This window comes from Aliidiomarina maris (genome assembly GCF_003987335.1).
GTDB lineage: Bacteria > Pseudomonadota > Gammaproteobacteria > Enterobacterales > Alteromonadaceae > Aliidiomarina > Aliidiomarina maris.
The window spans coordinates 368,344-385,650 of record NZ_PIPK01000001.1; the positions used below are offsets into that span (position 1 = coordinate 368,344).

Genomic DNA, 17,307 nt, shown 5'->3' on the forward strand with positions numbered 1-17,307 from the left:
CTATGATAGCCCAAACTTTTGCCACAGGAAGCCCCTATGTTTGACAATTTAAGTGAACGCCTCTCGCAAACGCTACGCAATATTGGCGGTCGTGGACGCCTCACCGAAGACAATATTAAGGACACACTGCGCGAAGTGCGCATGGCATTGCTTGAGGCGGATGTGGCGCTGCCCGTCGTTAAAGACTTTATCGGGCGTGTAAAAGAGCGCGCGATTGGCACCGAGGTGAACAAAAACCTCAACCCTGGCCAAGTATTTATCAAAATTGTACGGGAAGAGCTTGAAGCGGCCATGGGCGAAGCCAATGTGCCATTAAACCTTGCTACGCAACCACCTGCAGTGATCATGATGGCAGGTTTGCAAGGTGCCGGTAAAACCACCAGCGTGGGTAAACTCGCGCGCCACTTGAAAGAAAAGCAAAAGAAAAAAGTCATGGTGGTGAGCGCAGATATCTACCGCCCAGCGGCGATTAAGCAGCTCGAAACGCTAGCCCAAGAAGTAGATGTCACCTTCTTCCCATCCAGCGTCGATCAAGACCCAATTGATATCGCGAATGGCGCTATTGCACAGGCGCGCAAGCAGTTCATTGACGTGGTATTGGTCGATACCGCCGGTCGTTTGGCCGTTGACGAAGCGATGATGGACGAAATCGGTCGCTTACACAGCGCCATTAAGCCGATTGAAACGCTGTTCGTCGTCGATGCTATGACAGGTCAAGACGCAGCCAATACCGCCAAAGCATTTAATCAGGCCCTGCCGCTTACCGGTGTCATCTTGACCAAGACCGATGGTGACGCCCGTGGTGGTGCCGCGTTGTCAATTCGCCATATCACCGGCAAGCCGATTAAGTTTTTAGGGGTTGGTGAAAAGAACGATGCGTTAGAGCCTTTCCACCCCGACCGAGTCGCGTCACGTATTCTTGGTATGGGCGACATGCTGTCGCTGATTGAAGAAGTAGAAAGTAAAGTTGATCGCCAAAAAGCCGAGAAAGTCGCGAAAAAAGTGATGAAAAGCGGCAAGTTCAGTTTAGAGGATTTTCGCGAGCAGCTGCAACAGATGAAAAATATGGGCGGCATGATGGGTATGCTGGACAAATTACCGGGCATGGGCGCAATGAAGGGCCAATTACAAGGCCAGATGGACGATAAAGTCACGGTGCGGATGGAAGCTATCATCAATTCAATGACACCCCACGAGCGCCAGCACCCCGACCTGATTAAAGGCTCGCGCAAACGTCGCATTGCAGCAGGTTCTGGCACTCAAGTTCAGGACGTCAATAAGCTGCTCAAGCAGTTTACTCAAATGCAGAAAATGATGAAGAAGATGAAAGGCGGCGGCATGCAAAAAATGCTACGCCAGATGGGCGGTAAGATGCCCCCAGGTATGTTCCCAGGTGGCGGCCGCTAGGCCGCCCCAAGGGCTTATTGTATGGAGCGTAACCGCAGGCGGTTTAGCCAAAGAACAAGCGTCTGAACCAACCGCGATTTAAACGTTCCTCACAGCTACGCAATTGCTGGGCATACACATTCGAACGCTGGTCAACGCGGCGCGATACATCCACTAGCCACTGCTTTTGCAGGTAAGTGCGGCGTTGATAGCCACCCCACCCTTCGTGGTAATTGAGGTATTGCGCGTAAGCGTCCCATTTCGACACGCCATTGATTTGCTGACTCTTGGTAATAAACCAACCCATAAAGTCAATCGCGTCAGCGAAATTGTCACGCCGCGCACGGCGATTGCCGGTTTCGCGAATGTAGTCATCCCAGGTCATGGTTTTGGCTTGGGCGTAGCCATACGCATCAGACACCCGGCCCCAAGGAATGAAGCCAAGCACATAGCGACGCGGCGGTAACGCACGGGCACGGAACGAACTCTCTTGGTACATCATTGCCATGGGAACATGAACGGGTACGCCCCATTCGTCACGCATATCTTTCGATGCACGCCACCAATCCCGACGCTCTTCAAAAATATTGCAGATGTTCTCTGGGTCCTTTGGTGGTGACGTTGAACAGCCACTTAAAAACAGAGTAGAAACAAGAACTAAGCTAACAATTGCAAAATTTCTGCGATTTTCTGGCAATTTTTTGAACTTATTGCCACGCCTGGGCTCTGATACTACGAGAGATTTGAACATGATTGGTCTTCCCCTGGACTACATCCAATTCACGCGCCTAATTAGGCGCGTTTTTTTTCTCTAATGCAGCGGCAAAGTATGCTGACAAGAACGCATCAAAGCTTCCCGCCTGTTCACCCTCTATCTCTGCTTTATCGGCTAACGACTGACGCGCCATCTGCTCTAGTTGCGCATCGCTGTAAAACTCTAACGGCTCAGTACTGAGCTGGTTGCGGTACGTCTGAGCTAATTGCATGGCTAGACCCTGACCGCTTTGCTGGGCTTGGCGCATATCGCGTAACAGCTGCCCTGATAAGGTTAAATCAGGATGGTCAATTTGCTTACTCAGGGTCTCCAATACGCAGGCATAGGCGTCACCGCCGTAAGCATTGTCCAACAGTTCTGCGATTGATGCGAGGGCCTTGAAGAAATCTTTAAGTAGTTCGCTGACTAAACCTTGTTGGCCTTGGCTTTGTAGGCGCAACTTCGGGTCACGCCCATTCAATACCACTTGGTTCAAGTTCTTCACCGCTTGCTGCTGCTGTTCCCAATCTAACTCAGGGCTCTCGTCCAGCAAGCAATGCATTAATAACAAATCAAGGAACAGCATTTGCTCGGCACTAATGCCCACCGGGCTGAACGGGTTCACATCCAGGGCACGCACTTCAATATACTCGACCCCACCACGCTCTAACGCTTGGGTTGGGGTTTCGCCAGAACGGGCAGTCCGTTTAGGTCGAATTGACGAGTAGAACTCGTTCTCAATTTGCAAAATATTGCTATTTAATTGCAGGTACTCACCGCTATCGTCCTGCACGCCGATTGCAGCAAAGCGCTCTGAAGGCGTCGACACCGCGCGGCGTAAGCCGTCAATATAGGCTTGGGTTGAGTTATAGGAAATCTTTAACGCCGCCTGCTCTTTGTTGGTGTAGCCTAAATCGCTCATACGCAGCGAGGTCGCGTAAGGCCTGTACAGCATGCCGCCACCGAAATCTGACAGGTCGACGTCGCCAGGGCTGTAGCGCACGAACGAACTACACACCACAGGAGAGGCACCAAAGAAGAATGGCACCACCCAGGCTTTCTGTAAGAAGTTTCTGATCAGTCCGAAATAGCGTTCAGACCGATATGCGGTGGTGTCGTCGACGCCGTCTTGCGCCGCTAAAATCGGCCACAATGCGTCAGGTACGGAAAAGTTGTAATGCACGCCAGCAATGGTTTGCATCACCGCGCCGTAGCGTTTGGTCAATCCCATACGGTAGGTCATCTTCATGCGCCCAACGTGCGAGCTACCAAAATCGGCAATCTGGATATCCTGGGGCTCATTGACATAGCACGGCATGCTCAGCGGCCAAAGTAGCTCGTCACCCAAATGACGATACGTGAAGCGATGTAAGTCACGCAACTGAGTTAAGGTATCACGCACAGAGCGCGCCACTGGGGTAATGAATTCCAGTAACGATTCTGCATAATCAGTAGTAATCAGCGGATGTGTTAAGGTCGCACCTAAAGCTTCGGGGTGCATACTCTGGGCCAGCTGCCCTTGTGGAGTAATGCGCAAAGCTTCACGTTCGACACCTCGGTTAATCGCGGCCAAAGCGGAGTAATGTTGGCGTTGATTTAACGCGTCGAGTCGTGCAGTTAAGTTCATCGACAAAGCAATTCCTATACAATTCCTGCTATGATGCGGCTAGTTTGCCATATTCAACTATAAATTACAGCGTGGGGTGTTTATCTTGAAGGTTTTATTCAAGCCCAACCGACTGAGTATACTGCAATCTCACCTCTGGTGGATGACTGTACTCTTGGTTATTTTGATTCTTTTGCTACCCGGTGTTTGGGTCGGCGTGCCCATTGCCGTGTTGATAGCCCTCACCTTTGCCCTACGCTACGCCACCACCGAGACCGCCGATGCTCGCCCCCTCAGCACCGATAGCTCTGAAGTACTGCGCCAAGTATTCAATGACCTGCCTAACCGAGTCTACTGGCGCGATACCGACCTGCAATTGGTTGGCGCTAACCGCGCATTTATCGACGATTTCGCCGGCCACGATCGTACCGCGTCTGACATTGATATGAGCCATGAAACTGCGGCTGGTTTAGCCGCCAACCCACAACTATTAGAACGCGACCGCGCCACCTTGAATGGTCAGCGTGCCTGCACCAGTATTGAATTGGAACTGTGCTTGGGTGATGACAGTAGTCAACAGCGCTGGGTCGAACACGCCAGTGCGCCGTTGTATAACGACGCGAATGAGTTGATTGGCGTACTCGGTAGTTATTACGATATTTCGAGTATCAAGGCAGCTACCGCAGACATGGCGGCAGCCAAAGAAGCTGCAGAACAAGCGAACCAATCGAAAAGCGACTTTTTAGCCAATATGAGCCACGAAATTCGCACCCCAATTAATGCGATTGTGGGCATGGCTAACTTAGCATTGAAAACAGAGTTAAGCCCGAAGCAGCAACGCTATTTAAAAGTGATCAATTCGTCGTCAAACGCGCTGCTCGGGGTTATTAATGACATTTTAGATTTTTCTAAAATTGAAGCGAACAAGTTAACCATTGAAAGCATTCCTTTTGATTTGAGCGAAGTGCTGAGCACTTTAGCCGATATGTTCGCTTATAAAGCGTACGACAAAGACCTTGAATTTATTATCAATTTGCCAAGCAATATCCCGACCATGCTGCTGGGTGATCCGATGCGCTTAAATCAGGTGTTAGTCAATTTAGTCAGTAACGCGATTAAGTTTACTGACGAAGGGGAAATTAACGTTTCTTGTACCTTGCTGGAACAAAGTGAAGAGAAAGTGTGGTTACGTATTTCAGTGACCGACACCGGCATTGGCATGGATGAAGAGCAGCGCGCGAATCTTTTTCAGGCGTTTACGCAAGCCGACACCTCTACCACACGCAAGTTTGGTGGCACCGGATTGGGCTTAACCATATCCCAGCGCTTAATCAAACTGATGCAGGGCGACCTTGGGGTGATCAGTGCCGCAGGTCAGGGCTCGACATTCTATGTGGAAATTGCGTTGCCGCTGCAACCGCACCAAGACGCCAGCCACCACCAAGTGTTGCTGGAGCGTTTAAAAGGGGTGCGCATTTTAGCCGTAGACGACAATTTATCGACCCGTGAAATGCTGTATGAGTTACTGCGCTCCTACGACATGCAGGCAAAAGTTGCGCGTAGTGGCGAGCAAGCACTCGACATTATGCAGCAAGCCGAGCGCGATGGTCAGCCGTACCAGATCGCTCTCATTGATTGGCGCCTACCAGGAATGGATGGGTTGCAATTAGTGCAAGCCATGAACCAGCATTTAGACGCTACCAAGCGGCCTAAAGCCATTCTTGCAACGGGTTACTACGCTGAAGAACTGGCGGAAAAAGCTAAAACAGTCGGTGCTTGCGACTTTATCACTAAGCCTTATACCACGGCCACTTTAGCGCGGGTGCTACACACTGCGGCATATGGCGCAAATGCAACGGACACACCGGCTGCATCGAGTTCTGATGCAGTTGACTCGCCTGCGAAAAGTGCGAGTGCCGATAAAGTACCGTTAGCGCTTAAAAACGCACCTTTGTTGGTGGTTGAGGACAACGAAATTAACCAGCAAGTCGCGCTCGAGCTACTGCGTGGCTTTGGCTTTGATGTCGATATCGCCGAAAATGGTCAAATTGCAGTGCAAAAAGTGCAAGAAAAAGCTTATGCGTTGGTGCTGATGGACATTCAGATGCCAGTGATGGACGGTTACCGCGCCGCAGAGGCCATTCGCCAAACCTTTAGCTATCAACGCTTACCGATCGTCGCGATGACCGCCAATGCGATGTCAGGCGATGCGGAACGCTCACTCGCGGCTGGCATGCAAGGCCATATTCCAAAGCCGATTGACGAAGACTTGTTACTCAGCCAAATCGCGAAATGGGCGGTGCCAGGCCCATACCATGCGAAGCCCCCTGTAGCCGAAGAGCCAAAACCTCAGAGCATCAGTACGCATAAATACCCTCAAATTAAAGGGATTGACTTTGCCCAAGCGCTCGCGCGTTTAAATCATAATGTGCCTCTATACTTAAAATTGCTGGGTAAACTCGTAGAAAGTTATCAGCATAGCGCACTTAAGGTGTCAGACTTTATCACCAAAGGTAAGCATGACGAAGCGCGGCGTTATTTCCATTCATTGAAAGGCGCGTCTGCAAACTTGGGCCTAATCACCTTAGAAAAGAAAGCCAGCGCGCTGGAAGAGGCAATGAAAAGTGGCGATATTGCCACCGTTGCAGACCTTATTAGTGGACTAGATAAGTTATTACGACAAGTTGAGCAAGCAGCGGATGACTTTGCCGCTATGCAAAAAGCAAATGCTCAGAAGGAGGACGCATGATACGCCTGTTATTTTTAATTCCGTTGGTGCTCTGCCTACTCTGGATGCTGTACTTAACCGCACGCGGCTATCGCATCAGAGACGGTAAGCAAGGATTTGTATATATCTTGGTGATTAGCAGCGTGATAGCCGCTTTTTATACATTGATGTGGTGGCTCACCTAAGTGAGCCACCTAAGCACCTAGAGTGCTGTTGGTTAACTGACAAGCGCAAGTAAGATACCCGCAGCGACCGCCGAACCAAGCACACCCGCCACATTCGGCCCCATGGCATGCATCAGTAAGAAGTTCTGTGGGTTGGCTGCAAGACCTTCTTTATTCACTACCCGCGCTGACATCGGAACCGCCGATACACCAGCGGCACCAATCAATGGGTTGATGGGGTCTTTGCTAAACACATTCATGAGCTTCGCCATCAGTACACCCGCCGCCGTACCAATCACAAAAGCGACCGCGCCGAGCAACAAAATACCTAACGTCTGCACATTAAGGAACGCACTGGCCGACAACTGAGCACCTACCGCAAGCCCTAAAAATATGGTCACGACGTTAATAATTTCGTTCTGCGCAGCATTGCTAAGACGGTCCACTACGCCAGATTCGCGTAATAAATTACCTAAGCACAGCATACCCACCAAAGGCGCTGCCGTTGGCAATAAAAATGCAGTGATAATTAATACCATCAGCGGGAACAATATTTTCGCGCGCTTCGATACGGGCTTCAATTGCTGCATTTTAATTTGGCGTTCTTTCTTACTGGTTAACAAACGCATCACTGGCGGCTGAATCACAGGCACTAATGCCATGTAAGAATAGGCAGCCACAGCAATGGCGCCTAACAACTCTGGTGCAATTTGCGACGATAAGTAAATTGCCGTTGGCCCGTCCGCGCCACCGATAATGGCAATCGCTGCCGCTTGCTCAAGGGTAAACTCCATGCCAGGTACCCAATTCAGCGCGACCGCACCAATTAAGGTCGCAAAAATTCCAAATTGCGCGGCGGCCCCCAGAATGAACATCTTCGGATTCGCAAGCACGGCACTAAAATCCGTCATCGCGCCAACACCCAGGAAGATTAACAACGGGAATATCCCGGTGCTAATCCCAATCTGGTAAATGTAGTAAAGCAAACCACCGGGCTCAGCTAAACCTGCCAAGGGGATATTTGCGAGTATCGCACCAAAACCGATTGGCAATAGCAACAGAGGCTCAAATTTATGCCGAATCGCTAAGTAGATTAGCACGGCGCCGACGACAACCATCAGCACCATGCCCCACTCTAAATTGGCGACACCGGTATTCAGCCAGAGGGTACGTAAGTCTTCCACCTTAGGCTCCTTTTAACGCAACCAATTCATCGCCGACTTGTACGCTGTCACCCTCTTTGGCGATTAAACGAGAGACCACCCCAGCGTGCTCTGCGCGCACTTCGGTTTCCATCTTCATCGCTTCCAAAATGACTAATACATCGCCTTCAGCCACTTTATCACCGGCTTTAACTTTGTGTTTCCACATATTACCCGCAAGCGGCGCGGTCACCACCTGCTCTGCGCCGCCCGCACTGCTGTCACTTTGACTGGAGCTTTCTGTGCTTGACGCGTCCGAGTTGGATGCCGCTGCCTTCTCGCTAGCCGCTAAGCTGCCATCAGGGCCCACTTGCACAGAGAACACCTTGCCATCGACGTTGACGTCATAACGCTCAACCTTGGTTTGACCCGCTGGCTTGGCAGCAGGTTGTGTGGTGTCATTGGCATCCGTTGCAGCTGCATCACTCGGTGCAGGTTCAAAGGCTGAGGCATCACCACGATGCTGCAAATACTTTAAGCCCACTTGCGGAAATAGTGCATAGGTCAGCACGTCATCCACACTGTCTTTAGCAAGCTTAATCGAATGCTCTTTAGCTTTTGCATTCAGCTCCGCGGTTAAATTATCCATCTCGTCACTTAGGTTATCTGCTGGCCGGCATGTTACCGGTGCCTCACCTTTGAGCACGCGCTTTTGCAACGCCTCGTCAACCGGCGCGGCGGTTTTGCCATATTCGCCTTTCAATACCGCCGCAGTTTCACGCGAAATTGTTTTATAACGCTGACCTGTAATGACGTTTAACACAGCCTGAGTACCAACTATCTGTGAGGTTGGCGTGACCAGAGGTATATACCCTAGGTCTTTGCGAACGGCCGGGATTTCTTTCAGCACTTGATCAAATTTATCCAGCGCGCCCTGCTCTTTCAGCTGGTTCTCCATATTGGTCAACATGCCGCCGGGCACTTGCGCCAATAAAATACGCGCATCAACCCCTTTCAATGACCCTTCAAACTGGGCATATTTTTTACGCACGCCTCGAAAGTACGTTGCAATCTCTTCAAGTAACTCTAAATCTAAGCCGGTGTCACGCGGCGTATCTTGCACCATCGCCACCAAAGTTTCCGTCGCGGAATGGCCATAGGTCATACTCATCGAAGAAATTGCGGTATCCAGCATATCGATACCGGCGTCTATCGCCTTCTGGTAGGTTGCAGTGCTTAACCCTGTGGTTGCATGGCACTGCATCGCGATAGGTAGCTCTACGGCCTCGCGTAACGCCTTAATTAACGCCTCGCACTCGTAGGGTCGTAACAGGCCCGCCATATCTTTGATACAAATCGAGTGACAGCCAAGATCTTCAAGTTCGCGCGCCATATCGACCCAGGTTTGAATCGTATGCACGGGACTGACGGTATATGACAAAGTCCCTTGGGCATGTCCTTCATTCGCGATAGTGGCTTTAATCGCAGTGCGTAAATTACGCACATCGTTCATCGCATCGAAAATACGAAATACATCCACGCCATTGGTCTTTGCTCGCTCAACAAAACGCTCTACCACGTCATCGGCATAGTGCCGGTAGCCAAGTAAGTTTTGCCCCCGTAACAACATTTGTTGCGGGGTGTTTGGCATCGCTTGTTTAAATGCACGAATACGATCCCATGGGTCTTCGCCCAAGTAGCGAATACAACTGTCAAAGGTCGCACCACCCCAAGATTCAAGTGACCAAAATCCAACTTGGTCAAGTTTTTCAGCAATCGGTAACATGTCGTCAATACGAAAGCGGGTTGCTAGGAGTGATTGATGCGCATCACGCAAAACAACATCGGTAAGATATAGCGGTTTACTCATCGGTAAAGGCTCCTGAAAATAAATTCGTTAGTCGCGCGCAGGCGACTCGTGTGCGGCGCGGTATTGTGTAACTGCGGTAGCAATCGCAGCCATTTGTGCTGCGTTAGGCTGCCCCGCCTCGGACTGGGTACCTTGGCTGGAAGAACGCTTTTCGTTACCTGCGCTTGCAGGCATGGGTGCAAGCTTAGTCAGTGCGCTAACCAGCAAGGTCAACACGACTAAAAACAAGAAAACACTCAACATACCGATCGCCATTAACGTGGCGGCGTCTGTCAGCATCGAGCTCATAGTTGGTTGCATGGATTGACTCTCTAGCAATTAACTCCACGTCACAGCTGCACCATCTCATTGCATGGCGCAGTAAGTCGCAAGTTATCAGAATGTTAACTTAGGTTAACTATAGCGTAAGATTGCAGGGAGTGAAGGGTAAATAAATGAATAGCAAGCATAAGTGGGATAGATTTTGTTCATGCTTTAAGCAATATCAAACAGCATTACTGAGCGATAAAGGGAGCTTAATCGTCAACGCCTAATGCGTCGCTGAGGATATCGACAACGTCTTTTAATTGGTTGGATGTGCTTAGTTTTAGGCTGCCTGGAGTTAGGCATTGACAGTGTTCAGAAATGGCGCGCTCGGGAGGATTCGAACCTCCGACCGCCTGGTTCGTAGCCAGGTACTCTATCCAGCTGAGCTACGAGCGCGCTGTCTGAACAACTACTTGAGTTGTATTGCTTGCAGTCGTAAGAAGAAATGGCGCGCTCGGGAGGATTCGAACCTCCGACCGCCTGGTTCGTAGCCAGGTACTCTATCCAGCTGAGCTACGAGCGCGCATATCAGTCTTACTATGCTTGTTATCAAAATGGCGGTGAGGGAGGGATTCGAACCCTCGATGAGGCTATAAACCCCATACTCCCTTAGCAGGGGAGCGCCTTCAGCCGCTCGGCCACCTCACCGCGTCTTGATGGGGCAGAATAATAGCGACTTGAGAAAATATGTCAAACGCTTTTTAGCCCGAAAAGATTTGATTGCGGTATATTTGCGCAATTCGATGAATAATACTGCAATAAACAACAAAAAAGCTGGCCTAAGCCAGCTTTTTCGCGTTTATTCGTTCGACTCGCCAGACGTCTCACCCTTCTCTGCCTGGATTCTCATGTAAATTTCTTCGCGATGCACCGACACATCTTTGGGCGCATTTACACCAATTCGAACCTGATTACCTTTAACCCCTAACACAGTCACTGTGACGTCGTCGCCAATCATTAGGGTCTCACCTACACGGCGGGTTAAGATCAACATTCGTCTGCTCCTTCAATACCTTATTCCCAGTATACATACCCACTAGCGAGACTCGCTGGGTGAACATGCATACTACCAGCCTTACTTTGAATAGCACTATACAGAAACTCATATCCAACTCGGATACAATGTTAATGATAGTACTATGACGTGCTACACATTCGGTTACCAGCCTTGGATAGCACACTAAGCATAACACAAGTTTCGCTACTGCATGGGCGGATCAGTGCTTAAACTGGACATATCCAAAAATTGCAAACGTTATGAATTACTTACAATTTTTGTAACAACCAGTCGGTGACTGAGCCCAGTGCATCCGCGACATTCTCAGGTTGGGTTCCCCCTGCCTGCGCCATATCTGCACGACCACCGCCTTTGCCTCCTACTTGGCTTGCAACGTGGTTAATTAACTCACCCGCTTTAACCTTAGCAGTTAATGAATCAGTTACCCCTGCAATCAGCGCAACTTTTTCACCTTGTACCGCAGCTAACACCACAATACCTTCACCAAGCTGGTTCTTCAGGTCATCCACCATGCCTCGCAACGCTTTCGCTTCCGTGCCCTGCAATTCTGCAATAATGGTTTTCACCCCAGCTACGTCAGTTACTTGATCAATTAAGCTGGCACCAGCCTGTTGGCTTAATTTGCTTTGTAGCTCAGCGAGCTGCTTCTCTTGCTGCTTTTGCTTGTCAAGTAACTGTTCAATACGTGACACCAGTGCAGTTTGATCAACTTTGGTCAGTTCTGCGAGCTTATGTAGCGCACTTTGCTGCTGCTGAGTATACGCAACAGCATGCTCCGCTGTAGTCGCCTCGATCCGACGCACTCCAGACGCAATACCACTTTCCTGCATGATACGCAGGCTGCCAATATCACCGGTGCGATTGACATGGGTACCACCACAAAGTTCAAGAGAGTAAGCTCCCATTTGAACAACCCGAACTTCATCGTCATATTTTTCACCAAATAACGCCATCGCGCCCTTGGCTTTCGCATCCTCAATCGGCATCAAGGCAGTGCTCAATTCACTGTTGCGACGTATTTCGGCGTTAACCTGAGCCTCAATCTCTTGCAACTCACGGTAGCTCACCGCTTTGGGGTGGGCGAAGTCAAAGCGCAAACGCTCAGCATCGACTAACGAGCCTTTTTGACTGACATGGTCGCCTAAAATATTTCGCAAAGCAGCGTGCAATAAGTGGGTTGCCGAATGGTTCGCTTTAATCGCCTCGCGGCGCTGGGCATCTATCTGTGCCAGCACAGTCATGCCAACAGATAACCCAATCGTGACTTCACCATGGTGACCGACCGCTTTACCAATGTGCTGTGTGTCTGTGACATTAAATGCCGCTTCACCCGCAAGGCTTAACGTGCCGGTATCTCCTACCTGACCACCACTTTCAGCGTAAAATGGGGTTTTCGCCAACACCACCACACCACTTTGGCCTGGGGCTAAGCTATCAACAGATTTTCCTTCATAAAATAGCTCGACGATTTGACTTTCTTCCTGCACCCGCTCATAGCCACTGAACTCGGTTTCATGCTGCGACTGCATCAACTTGGTGTAATCGGTGGTGAATTGCGACGCTTGTTGCGCACGTTTACGCTGCGCATCCATCGCTGCGGCAAAGCCAGCCTCATCGACTTTATAACCGCGCTCACGCGCCACATCGGCGGTTAAATCAAGGGGGAAGCCGTAAGTGTCATACAACTTGAATGCGAGCTCACCATCAATGGTGTCACCTTTAAGCTCTGCCAACGCATCGTCAAGAATGCCTAGACCGCGTTGTAAGGTGCGTGCAAACTGCTCTTCTTCTTGCAGTAATGCCTGCTCAATACGTTGCTGATGCTTCACCAGCTCAGGATAGGCCGCACCCATTTGCGCAATCAGCGCATCAACCAATTTGTAGAAAAACGCACCGTTGGCGCCCAATTTGGTGCCATGGCGTACCGCGCGGCGGATAATCCGACGTAACACATAACCGCGCCCTTCATTTGAGGGCAATACACCATCGGCAATTAGAAACGAACATGAGCGAATGTGGTCAGCGATAACACGCAGTGACTGCTCTTTCAGGTCGTTACACCCAACAGCTTGGGCCGCGGCCGCAATCAAGGCTACAAATGTGTCCGTTTCGTAATTCGAATGCACACCCTGCATAATCGCTGCAATCCGCTCCAGGCCCATACCAGTATCAATAGATTGCTTGGCGAGAGGCTGCATGCTGCCGTCTGCTTGACGGTTGTACTGCATGAATACCAGGTTCCAAATTTCAATATAACGGTCGCCGTCTTCTTCCGGGGTACCGGGTGGTCCACCCCACACGTCTTCGCCGTGGTCATAAAAGATTTCAGAGCATGGGCCACAAGGGCCAGTATCACCCATCGACCAAAAGTTATCTTTCTCACCGATACGGCTAATACGATCTGTCGGTACGCCAATTTCCTGAGCCCAAATATCAAAGGCCTCATCGTCGCTTTCGAATACCGTGATCCACAGTTTTTCGGCTGGCAATTTCAATTCTTCGGTGAGGAACTGCCATGAATATTGAATAGCTTCACGTTTAAAGTAGTCACCGAAACTAAAGTTACCCAGCATTTCAAAAAACGTATGGTGACGCGCGGTGTAGCCGACATTTTCCAAATCGTTATGTTTACCACCGGCACGCACACAGCGCTGTGAACTGGTCGCACGTTGATACGCACGTTTATCTGTGCCTAAAAAAACGTCTTTAAATGGCACCATGCCTGCGTTGGTAAACAACAAGGTGTCATCGTTGTGTGGAATTAGCGAGCCACTTGGTACCACTTCGTGACCGCGCTCAGCGAAAAAATTCAAAAACGCAGAACGGATTTCAGCGCTACTCATACTCATGGAAAATGTCCTAACTTATCGGTTCATTAGAAGATAACAAGATGCGCGTTAGCCTACCATATCAAGCATCACTTGGCACTTATCAATCAGGTGCTTGCACGGCTATTTTGCATGCCGCATAGACGTCAGCGGGATAAAAACCGCGTGCCGCTAAATGGCGCTGTCGACGCGCCGCTTCTTTGTCGTCGGCGGGTGGCTCAGTACCGAACCTGCGCTGATAACGTGCCACTGCGAGTTGTTGCCAATTGATATTGATGCGCTCAAGTATCGCCTCCGTGAGGCCACGGTCAATGCCTTTTTGCTGCATATCCGCATAAATTTTTAACGGCCCATAGCAGCTTTCTGTACGTTGCCGAATCAAGCTTTCAGCAAAGCGTTCATCGCTCTGCCAGCCTCGTTGCTGCAGGCTTGCTAACACCTCGTCGACTGCATCTGGGTGAAATCCTTTGGCGCGCATTTTACGCTGCAATTCAGCCGCACTTTGTTCACGCCGCCCCAACAAAAACACAACCGCTTGCTCAATCGCTTGGGTGTCATGAGGGTCTTTTACTTCACGTTTACGTTGAAACATAGAAAGCCACTTATTTCCGTGCTAGTTATGTAAATTAGCATAACTTACCCTAATTAGATGGGAACCATTTATCGTTAACTCAGTTCGAAGCTTTAATTCTACCCTTAGTTAAGGAACACACTATGCATTCATGGTTGAAAACATCTATTCAGGCCAGCGTATTCAGTGCGATGGTACTAGCGATGCCAAGCTTAGCCAATACCCAGCCGGACCATGTGGTCGTCAGTGGTCAAGGTGTTACCCAAGTTACCCCGGATACTATTCAATTTAGTATGTGGGTGGAAGCGACGGGCAATCAGCTATCGCCGCTTAAAACGCGGGTCGACCAAATTACCGCGACCTTGCTACGTGATTTTCAGCAGCGTGACGTGCCGCGCGAAGATATTCGTTCGTTTCAGGTTTCGGTACAGCCGCAATATAAACGCGAAGGTGATACCACCGTACAAGACGGCTTTCGAGTCAGTCGCCAAGTTGACGTGACTTTACGTCAAACCGATAACTTCGACCGCTTAATTGACTTTGCCCTCGCCCAAGGCGTCACCCGGGTAGGTGGTATTCAATATCGGATTGGTGACCCAACCGAAGCGGCGCAACAAGCGCTACTCAATGCAATTGAAGACGCCCACCGCAAAGCTAAATTGATGGCTGAACATAGTCAGCGCGAACTCGGTCAGGTGCTGTCAATTCGTGAAAATTCGGGCGGTCACTATGCGCCTATGTACCGCATGGCGGCAGAAGCGATGTCGATGGATGTATCTGAACCTGGTCAGCAAACAGTGCAGGCGCAGGTTGAGGTGACATTTAGACTCGAATAAATCGGGGTTAAACCACCGCGTGGCTGGCACAGTGCCAGCCACCGCCGCCCACAAGAATATCCCGCGCTGGGGCAGGCACCAAGGTTAAATCTGGGCACCTTGCGCGCAACTGCGCCAGCACTTGAGCGTCCTCAGGTACACCGAACTGAGGGACTACGTATATATCTGCAATACGAATCCCGTTGGTATAGCTCGCCGTTAGCGGCATTCCGGCTTCACGCGACATGACACCTTCACGCCGCACTATGCTGTCAGCCTCTTCAGCAGACAGATTTAACGCCGGTTGCGCGACAGGCATCACATCCATGCCCGCCTGTTCAAGCATACGTTGATATGAGACGGCTTGGGCGTAATCAATATGGCCTGACGCAGGCATACTCAAAACACACTGGGTTGGGCTTAAAAACGCCAGCAGATTGTCCGCGTGGCCGCCAGTTTCGTCACTTTGCAAACCTTGAGGCAGCCGAATAATCGTCTTAGCGCCAAAGTATTCACGCAAGACTGATTCGAATTCAGCAGTCGTTAACTCTGGGTTACGCCGTCTGTCTAAAACACTACTGGCTACATACACGATTAATCCCTGACCATTGGTGTGCAGGCTACCGCCCTCGAGTACTATCGGCAAGTGCTGGGGGTTGAGTTGAAAGCGGCGACATAATTCGGTACGAGCTTGAATGTCGTACTGGAAGTCTGTATCTAAGCCTGCCCACCCGTTAAAATCAGTGACGATAGTCGCGCTAGCATCGCCGGATGTCGGGTCGCCGAGGTAAAAAGGTGCACAGTCGCGGATCCAAATATCGGCATATCCGGACGGCACCATGTCAATACTTGACGGTAGTTGTTGGCGCAGCGCCGCGAACCGCTCAGTTGGCTCGGGCACTACTTCAAGTTGGAGCTGAATATCACGCGCAGCCATCAGCGGCGCTAAGCTGCTTAATAACGTGAGCGTCGCGGCTTGCGCTGCTTGTGCTTGATAGGGCCAGATATCATTGCGCGTGGGCCAACGCAGAACTAAAGCTCTGCGTGGCGACCATTCAGGAAGAAGAACGTCCATGATTGCGCGTGCGCTGACCGCCTTTAGGGGCTTGGCGTGGCTGTCTTTTGCTCACTGGCTTAGTCGGTGACTTCGCTCTCGGCTTGGCTGGTGTTTTGTCGCCCGGCTTCGCGGCTGGCTTGCCGCCTGCTTTAAGGTTGGGTTTGTTGGCTGCACCTGCTTTACTGCTCTGGTTGCGCGCACTAGTTTGATTGCGCGCACTGCCTGGGCGCGTGTGCTTACTACGCCGAACCGCACGGCGAGCGCGTTTTAACTGGCGCTCGTTGTCCTTTTTATCGACACTATTGACGAAACTTTCGGTTTCCTTGTCCATTTCGACTAAACGACGCAGGTAGTTCACACGTTCCAGCTCAAGCTCCATCCAAGCGCCCTGTACCAGGCCTTTTTCCAGCAAGACGTCACCGTAACGAACCCGAATCAGACGGCTGACTTGCATGCCTTGTGATTCCCACAAGCGACGTACTTCGCGGTTACGACCTTCGGTCAAGGTGACATGAAACCACTGGTTCATGCCTTCGCCACCCGTAGCTTGAATTTTCTTAAAACGCGCGGGGCCGTCGTCGAGCTTGACGCCTTTACGTAAGGTGTTTAAATGTTGCTGGGTCACCTCACCAAACACACGGACCGCGTACTCACGCTCAATTTCACGGCTAGGGTGCATTAAACGATTGGCTAATTCGCCGTCGGTGGTAAAAATCAGCAAACCCGAGGTATTGACGTCTAAACGACCCACCGCTATCCAGCGCGCGCCATTTAATTTTGGTAAGCGGTCATACACCGTAGGGCGTCCTTCCGGGTCCTTACGGGTTACCAACTCGCCTTCAGGCTTATGGTACATCAATACGCGGCATACCAATGCCTGCTCGTCCTTCACCGAGACCCGATGGCCATCAATACGCACATCGGCATCAGCGTCGATGCGCTCACCCAATTGCGCCACGTGGCCGTTGACTCGAATCCGCCCGTTCGCGATCATTTGCTCGATCTCGCGGCGTGAACCATGCCCGGAACGGGCTAAAACTTTTTGTAACTTCTCAGTCATTG

Annotated in this window: 14 protein-coding genes and 3 tRNA genes; 4 read left to right on the top strand and 13 right to left on the bottom strand. The window is 50.7% G+C overall.

Features of this window, described 5'->3' with window-relative positions; all coding sequences use genetic code 11:
• Positions 1–36 precede the first annotated feature (36 nt).
• Positions 37–1,407, top strand: coding sequence for a signal recognition particle protein (gene ffh / locus CWE07_RS01790; protein WP_111568219.1), 1,371 nt, complete (start codon positions 37–39; stop codon positions 1,405–1,407).
• A gap of 43 nt (positions 1,408–1,450) precedes the next feature.
• Here ffh and CWE07_RS01795 read toward each other — a convergent pair whose 3' ends face one another.
• Together CWE07_RS01795 and gshA are read right to left on the bottom strand one after the other, a co-directional pair.
• The gene (locus CWE07_RS01795) at positions 1,451–2,137 is read right to left on the bottom strand and encodes a transglycosylase SLT domain-containing protein (protein ID WP_220084684.1); all 687 of its coding nucleotides are present in this window, start codon (positions 2,135–2,137) and stop codon (positions 1,451–1,453) included.
• A gap of 37 nt (positions 2,138–2,174) precedes the next feature.
• Positions 2,175–3,767, bottom strand: a complete 1,593-nt coding sequence (gshA, locus tag CWE07_RS01800; RefSeq protein WP_111568220.1) for a glutamate--cysteine ligase — start codon at positions 3,765–3,767, stop codon at positions 2,175–2,177.
• Between the two features lie 85 nt (positions 3,768–3,852).
• Between gshA and CWE07_RS01805 the strand changes: the two genes are divergently transcribed.
• A complete protein-coding gene (locus CWE07_RS01805; protein WP_241973988.1) occupies positions 3,853–6,495 on the top strand; it encodes a response regulator in 2,643 nt (880 codons plus the stop codon).
• Entirely contained in the window at positions 6,492–6,659 is a 168-nt protein-coding gene (locus tag CWE07_RS14365; protein WP_181452244.1) for a hypothetical protein, read from the top strand. Before CWE07_RS01805 ends, CWE07_RS14365 begins: the two co-directional genes overlap by 4 nt.
• Positions 6,660–6,691: 32 nt before the next feature.
• Here CWE07_RS14365 and CWE07_RS01810 read toward each other — a convergent pair whose 3' ends face one another.
• The 9 genes from CWE07_RS01810 to CWE07_RS01850 all read right to left on the bottom strand — a co-directional run bounded on the left by CWE07_RS01810 (position 6,692) and on the right by CWE07_RS01850 (position 14,394).
• Positions 6,692–7,822 (bottom strand): sodium ion-translocating decarboxylase subunit beta, encoded by a 1,131-nt coding sequence (locus CWE07_RS01810; RefSeq protein WP_111568222.1) that lies wholly within the window; start codon positions 7,820–7,822, stop codon positions 6,692–6,694.
• A gap of 1 nt (position 7,823) precedes the next feature.
• Complete coding sequence (oadA, locus tag CWE07_RS01815; RefSeq protein ID WP_111568223.1) at positions 7,824–9,650, bottom strand: sodium-extruding oxaloacetate decarboxylase subunit alpha; 1,827 nt, start codon at positions 9,648–9,650, stop codon at positions 7,824–7,826.
• A 27-nt stretch (positions 9,651–9,677) separates the two neighbouring features.
• Positions 9,678–9,950 carry an OadG family transporter subunit gene (locus tag CWE07_RS01820; RefSeq protein WP_111568224.1) on the bottom strand — a complete coding sequence of 91 codons (273 nt, stop codon included), beginning with the start codon at positions 9,948–9,950 and terminating at the stop codon, positions 9,678–9,680.
• Between the two features lie 325 nt (positions 9,951–10,275).
• Positions 10,276–10,352: transfer RNA gene (locus tag CWE07_RS01825), tRNA-Arg, on the bottom strand.
• Between the two features lie 50 nt (positions 10,353–10,402).
• A tRNA-Arg gene (locus CWE07_RS01830) sits at positions 10,403–10,479 on the bottom strand.
• Positions 10,480–10,511: 32 nt separating this feature from the next.
• Positions 10,512–10,604 (bottom strand) — tRNA-Ser (locus CWE07_RS01835).
• A gap of 151 nt (positions 10,605–10,755) precedes the next feature.
• Positions 10,756–10,950, bottom strand: coding sequence for a carbon storage regulator CsrA (gene csrA, locus CWE07_RS01840; RefSeq protein WP_111568225.1), 195 nt, complete (start codon positions 10,948–10,950; stop codon positions 10,756–10,758).
• 272 nt (positions 10,951–11,222) lie between these two features.
• Positions 11,223–13,823: an alanine--tRNA ligase gene (alaS, locus tag CWE07_RS01845; RefSeq protein WP_111568226.1), complete on the bottom strand. Its 2,601-nt coding sequence runs from the start codon at positions 13,821–13,823 to the stop codon at positions 11,223–11,225.
• A gap of 82 nt (positions 13,824–13,905) precedes the next feature.
• The gene (locus CWE07_RS01850) at positions 13,906–14,394 is read right to left on the bottom strand and encodes a regulatory protein RecX (protein ID WP_111568227.1); all 489 of its coding nucleotides are present in this window, start codon (positions 14,392–14,394) and stop codon (positions 13,906–13,908) included.
• Positions 14,395–14,516: 122 nt separating this feature from the next.
• Here CWE07_RS01850 and CWE07_RS01855 point away from each other — a divergent pair, with 122 nt between their 5' ends.
• The gene (locus tag CWE07_RS01855) at positions 14,517–15,209 is read left to right on the top strand and encodes an SIMPL domain-containing protein (protein WP_111568228.1); all 693 of its coding nucleotides are present in this window, start codon (positions 14,517–14,519) and stop codon (positions 15,207–15,209) included.
• A 7-nt stretch (positions 15,210–15,216) separates the two neighbouring features.
• Here CWE07_RS01855 and CWE07_RS01860 read toward each other — a convergent pair whose 3' ends face one another.
• Together CWE07_RS01860 and rluB are read right to left on the bottom strand one after the other, a co-directional pair.
• Complete coding sequence (locus tag CWE07_RS01860; RefSeq protein WP_111568229.1) at positions 15,217–16,263, bottom strand: agmatine deiminase family protein; 1,047 nt, start codon at positions 16,261–16,263, stop codon at positions 15,217–15,219.
• The gene (gene rluB, locus CWE07_RS01865; RefSeq protein WP_111568230.1) at positions 16,244–17,305 is read right to left on the bottom strand and encodes a 23S rRNA pseudouridine(2605) synthase RluB; all 1,062 of its coding nucleotides are present in this window, start codon (positions 17,303–17,305) and stop codon (positions 16,244–16,246) included. Before rluB ends, CWE07_RS01860 begins: the two co-directional genes overlap by 20 nt.
• Positions 17,306–17,307: the final 2 nt, after the last annotated feature.

Coding starts and splice junctions, on each gene's coding strand:
- ffh (WP_111568219.1), top strand. CDS start 37: ATGTTTGACAATTTAAGTGAACGCCTCTCGCAAACGCTACGCAATATT.
- CWE07_RS01795 (WP_220084684.1), bottom strand. CDS start 2,137: ATGTTCAAATCTCTCGTAGTATCAGAGCCCAGGCGTGGCAATAAGTTC.
- gshA (WP_111568220.1), bottom strand. CDS start 3,767: ATGAACTTAACTGCACGACTCGACGCGTTAAATCAACGCCAACATTAC.
- CWE07_RS14365 (WP_181452244.1), top strand. CDS start 6,492: ATGATACGCCTGTTATTTTTAATTCCGTTGGTGCTCTGCCTACTCTGG.
- oadA (WP_111568223.1), bottom strand. CDS start 9,650: ATGAGTAAACCGCTATATCTTACCGATGTTGTTTTGCGTGATGCGCAT.
- CWE07_RS01820 (WP_111568224.1), bottom strand. CDS start 9,950: ATGCAACCAACTATGAGCTCGATGCTGACAGACGCCGCCACGTTAATG.
- csrA (WP_111568225.1), bottom strand. CDS start 10,950: ATGTTGATCTTAACCCGCCGTGTAGGTGAGACCCTAATGATTGGCGAC.
- alaS (WP_111568226.1), bottom strand. CDS start 13,823: ATGAGTATGAGTAGCGCTGAAATCCGTTCTGCGTTTTTGAATTTTTTC.
- CWE07_RS01850 (WP_111568227.1), bottom strand. CDS start 14,394: ATGTTTCAACGTAAACGTGAAGTAAAAGACCCTCATGACACCCAAGCG.
- CWE07_RS01855 (WP_111568228.1), top strand. CDS start 14,517: ATGCATTCATGGTTGAAAACATCTATTCAGGCCAGCGTATTCAGTGCG.
- CWE07_RS01860 (WP_111568229.1), bottom strand. CDS start 16,263: ATGGACGTTCTTCTTCCTGAATGGTCGCCACGCAGAGCTTTAGTTCTG.
- rluB (WP_111568230.1), bottom strand. CDS start 17,305: ATGACTGAGAAGTTACAAAAAGTTTTAGCCCGTTCCGGGCATGGTTCA.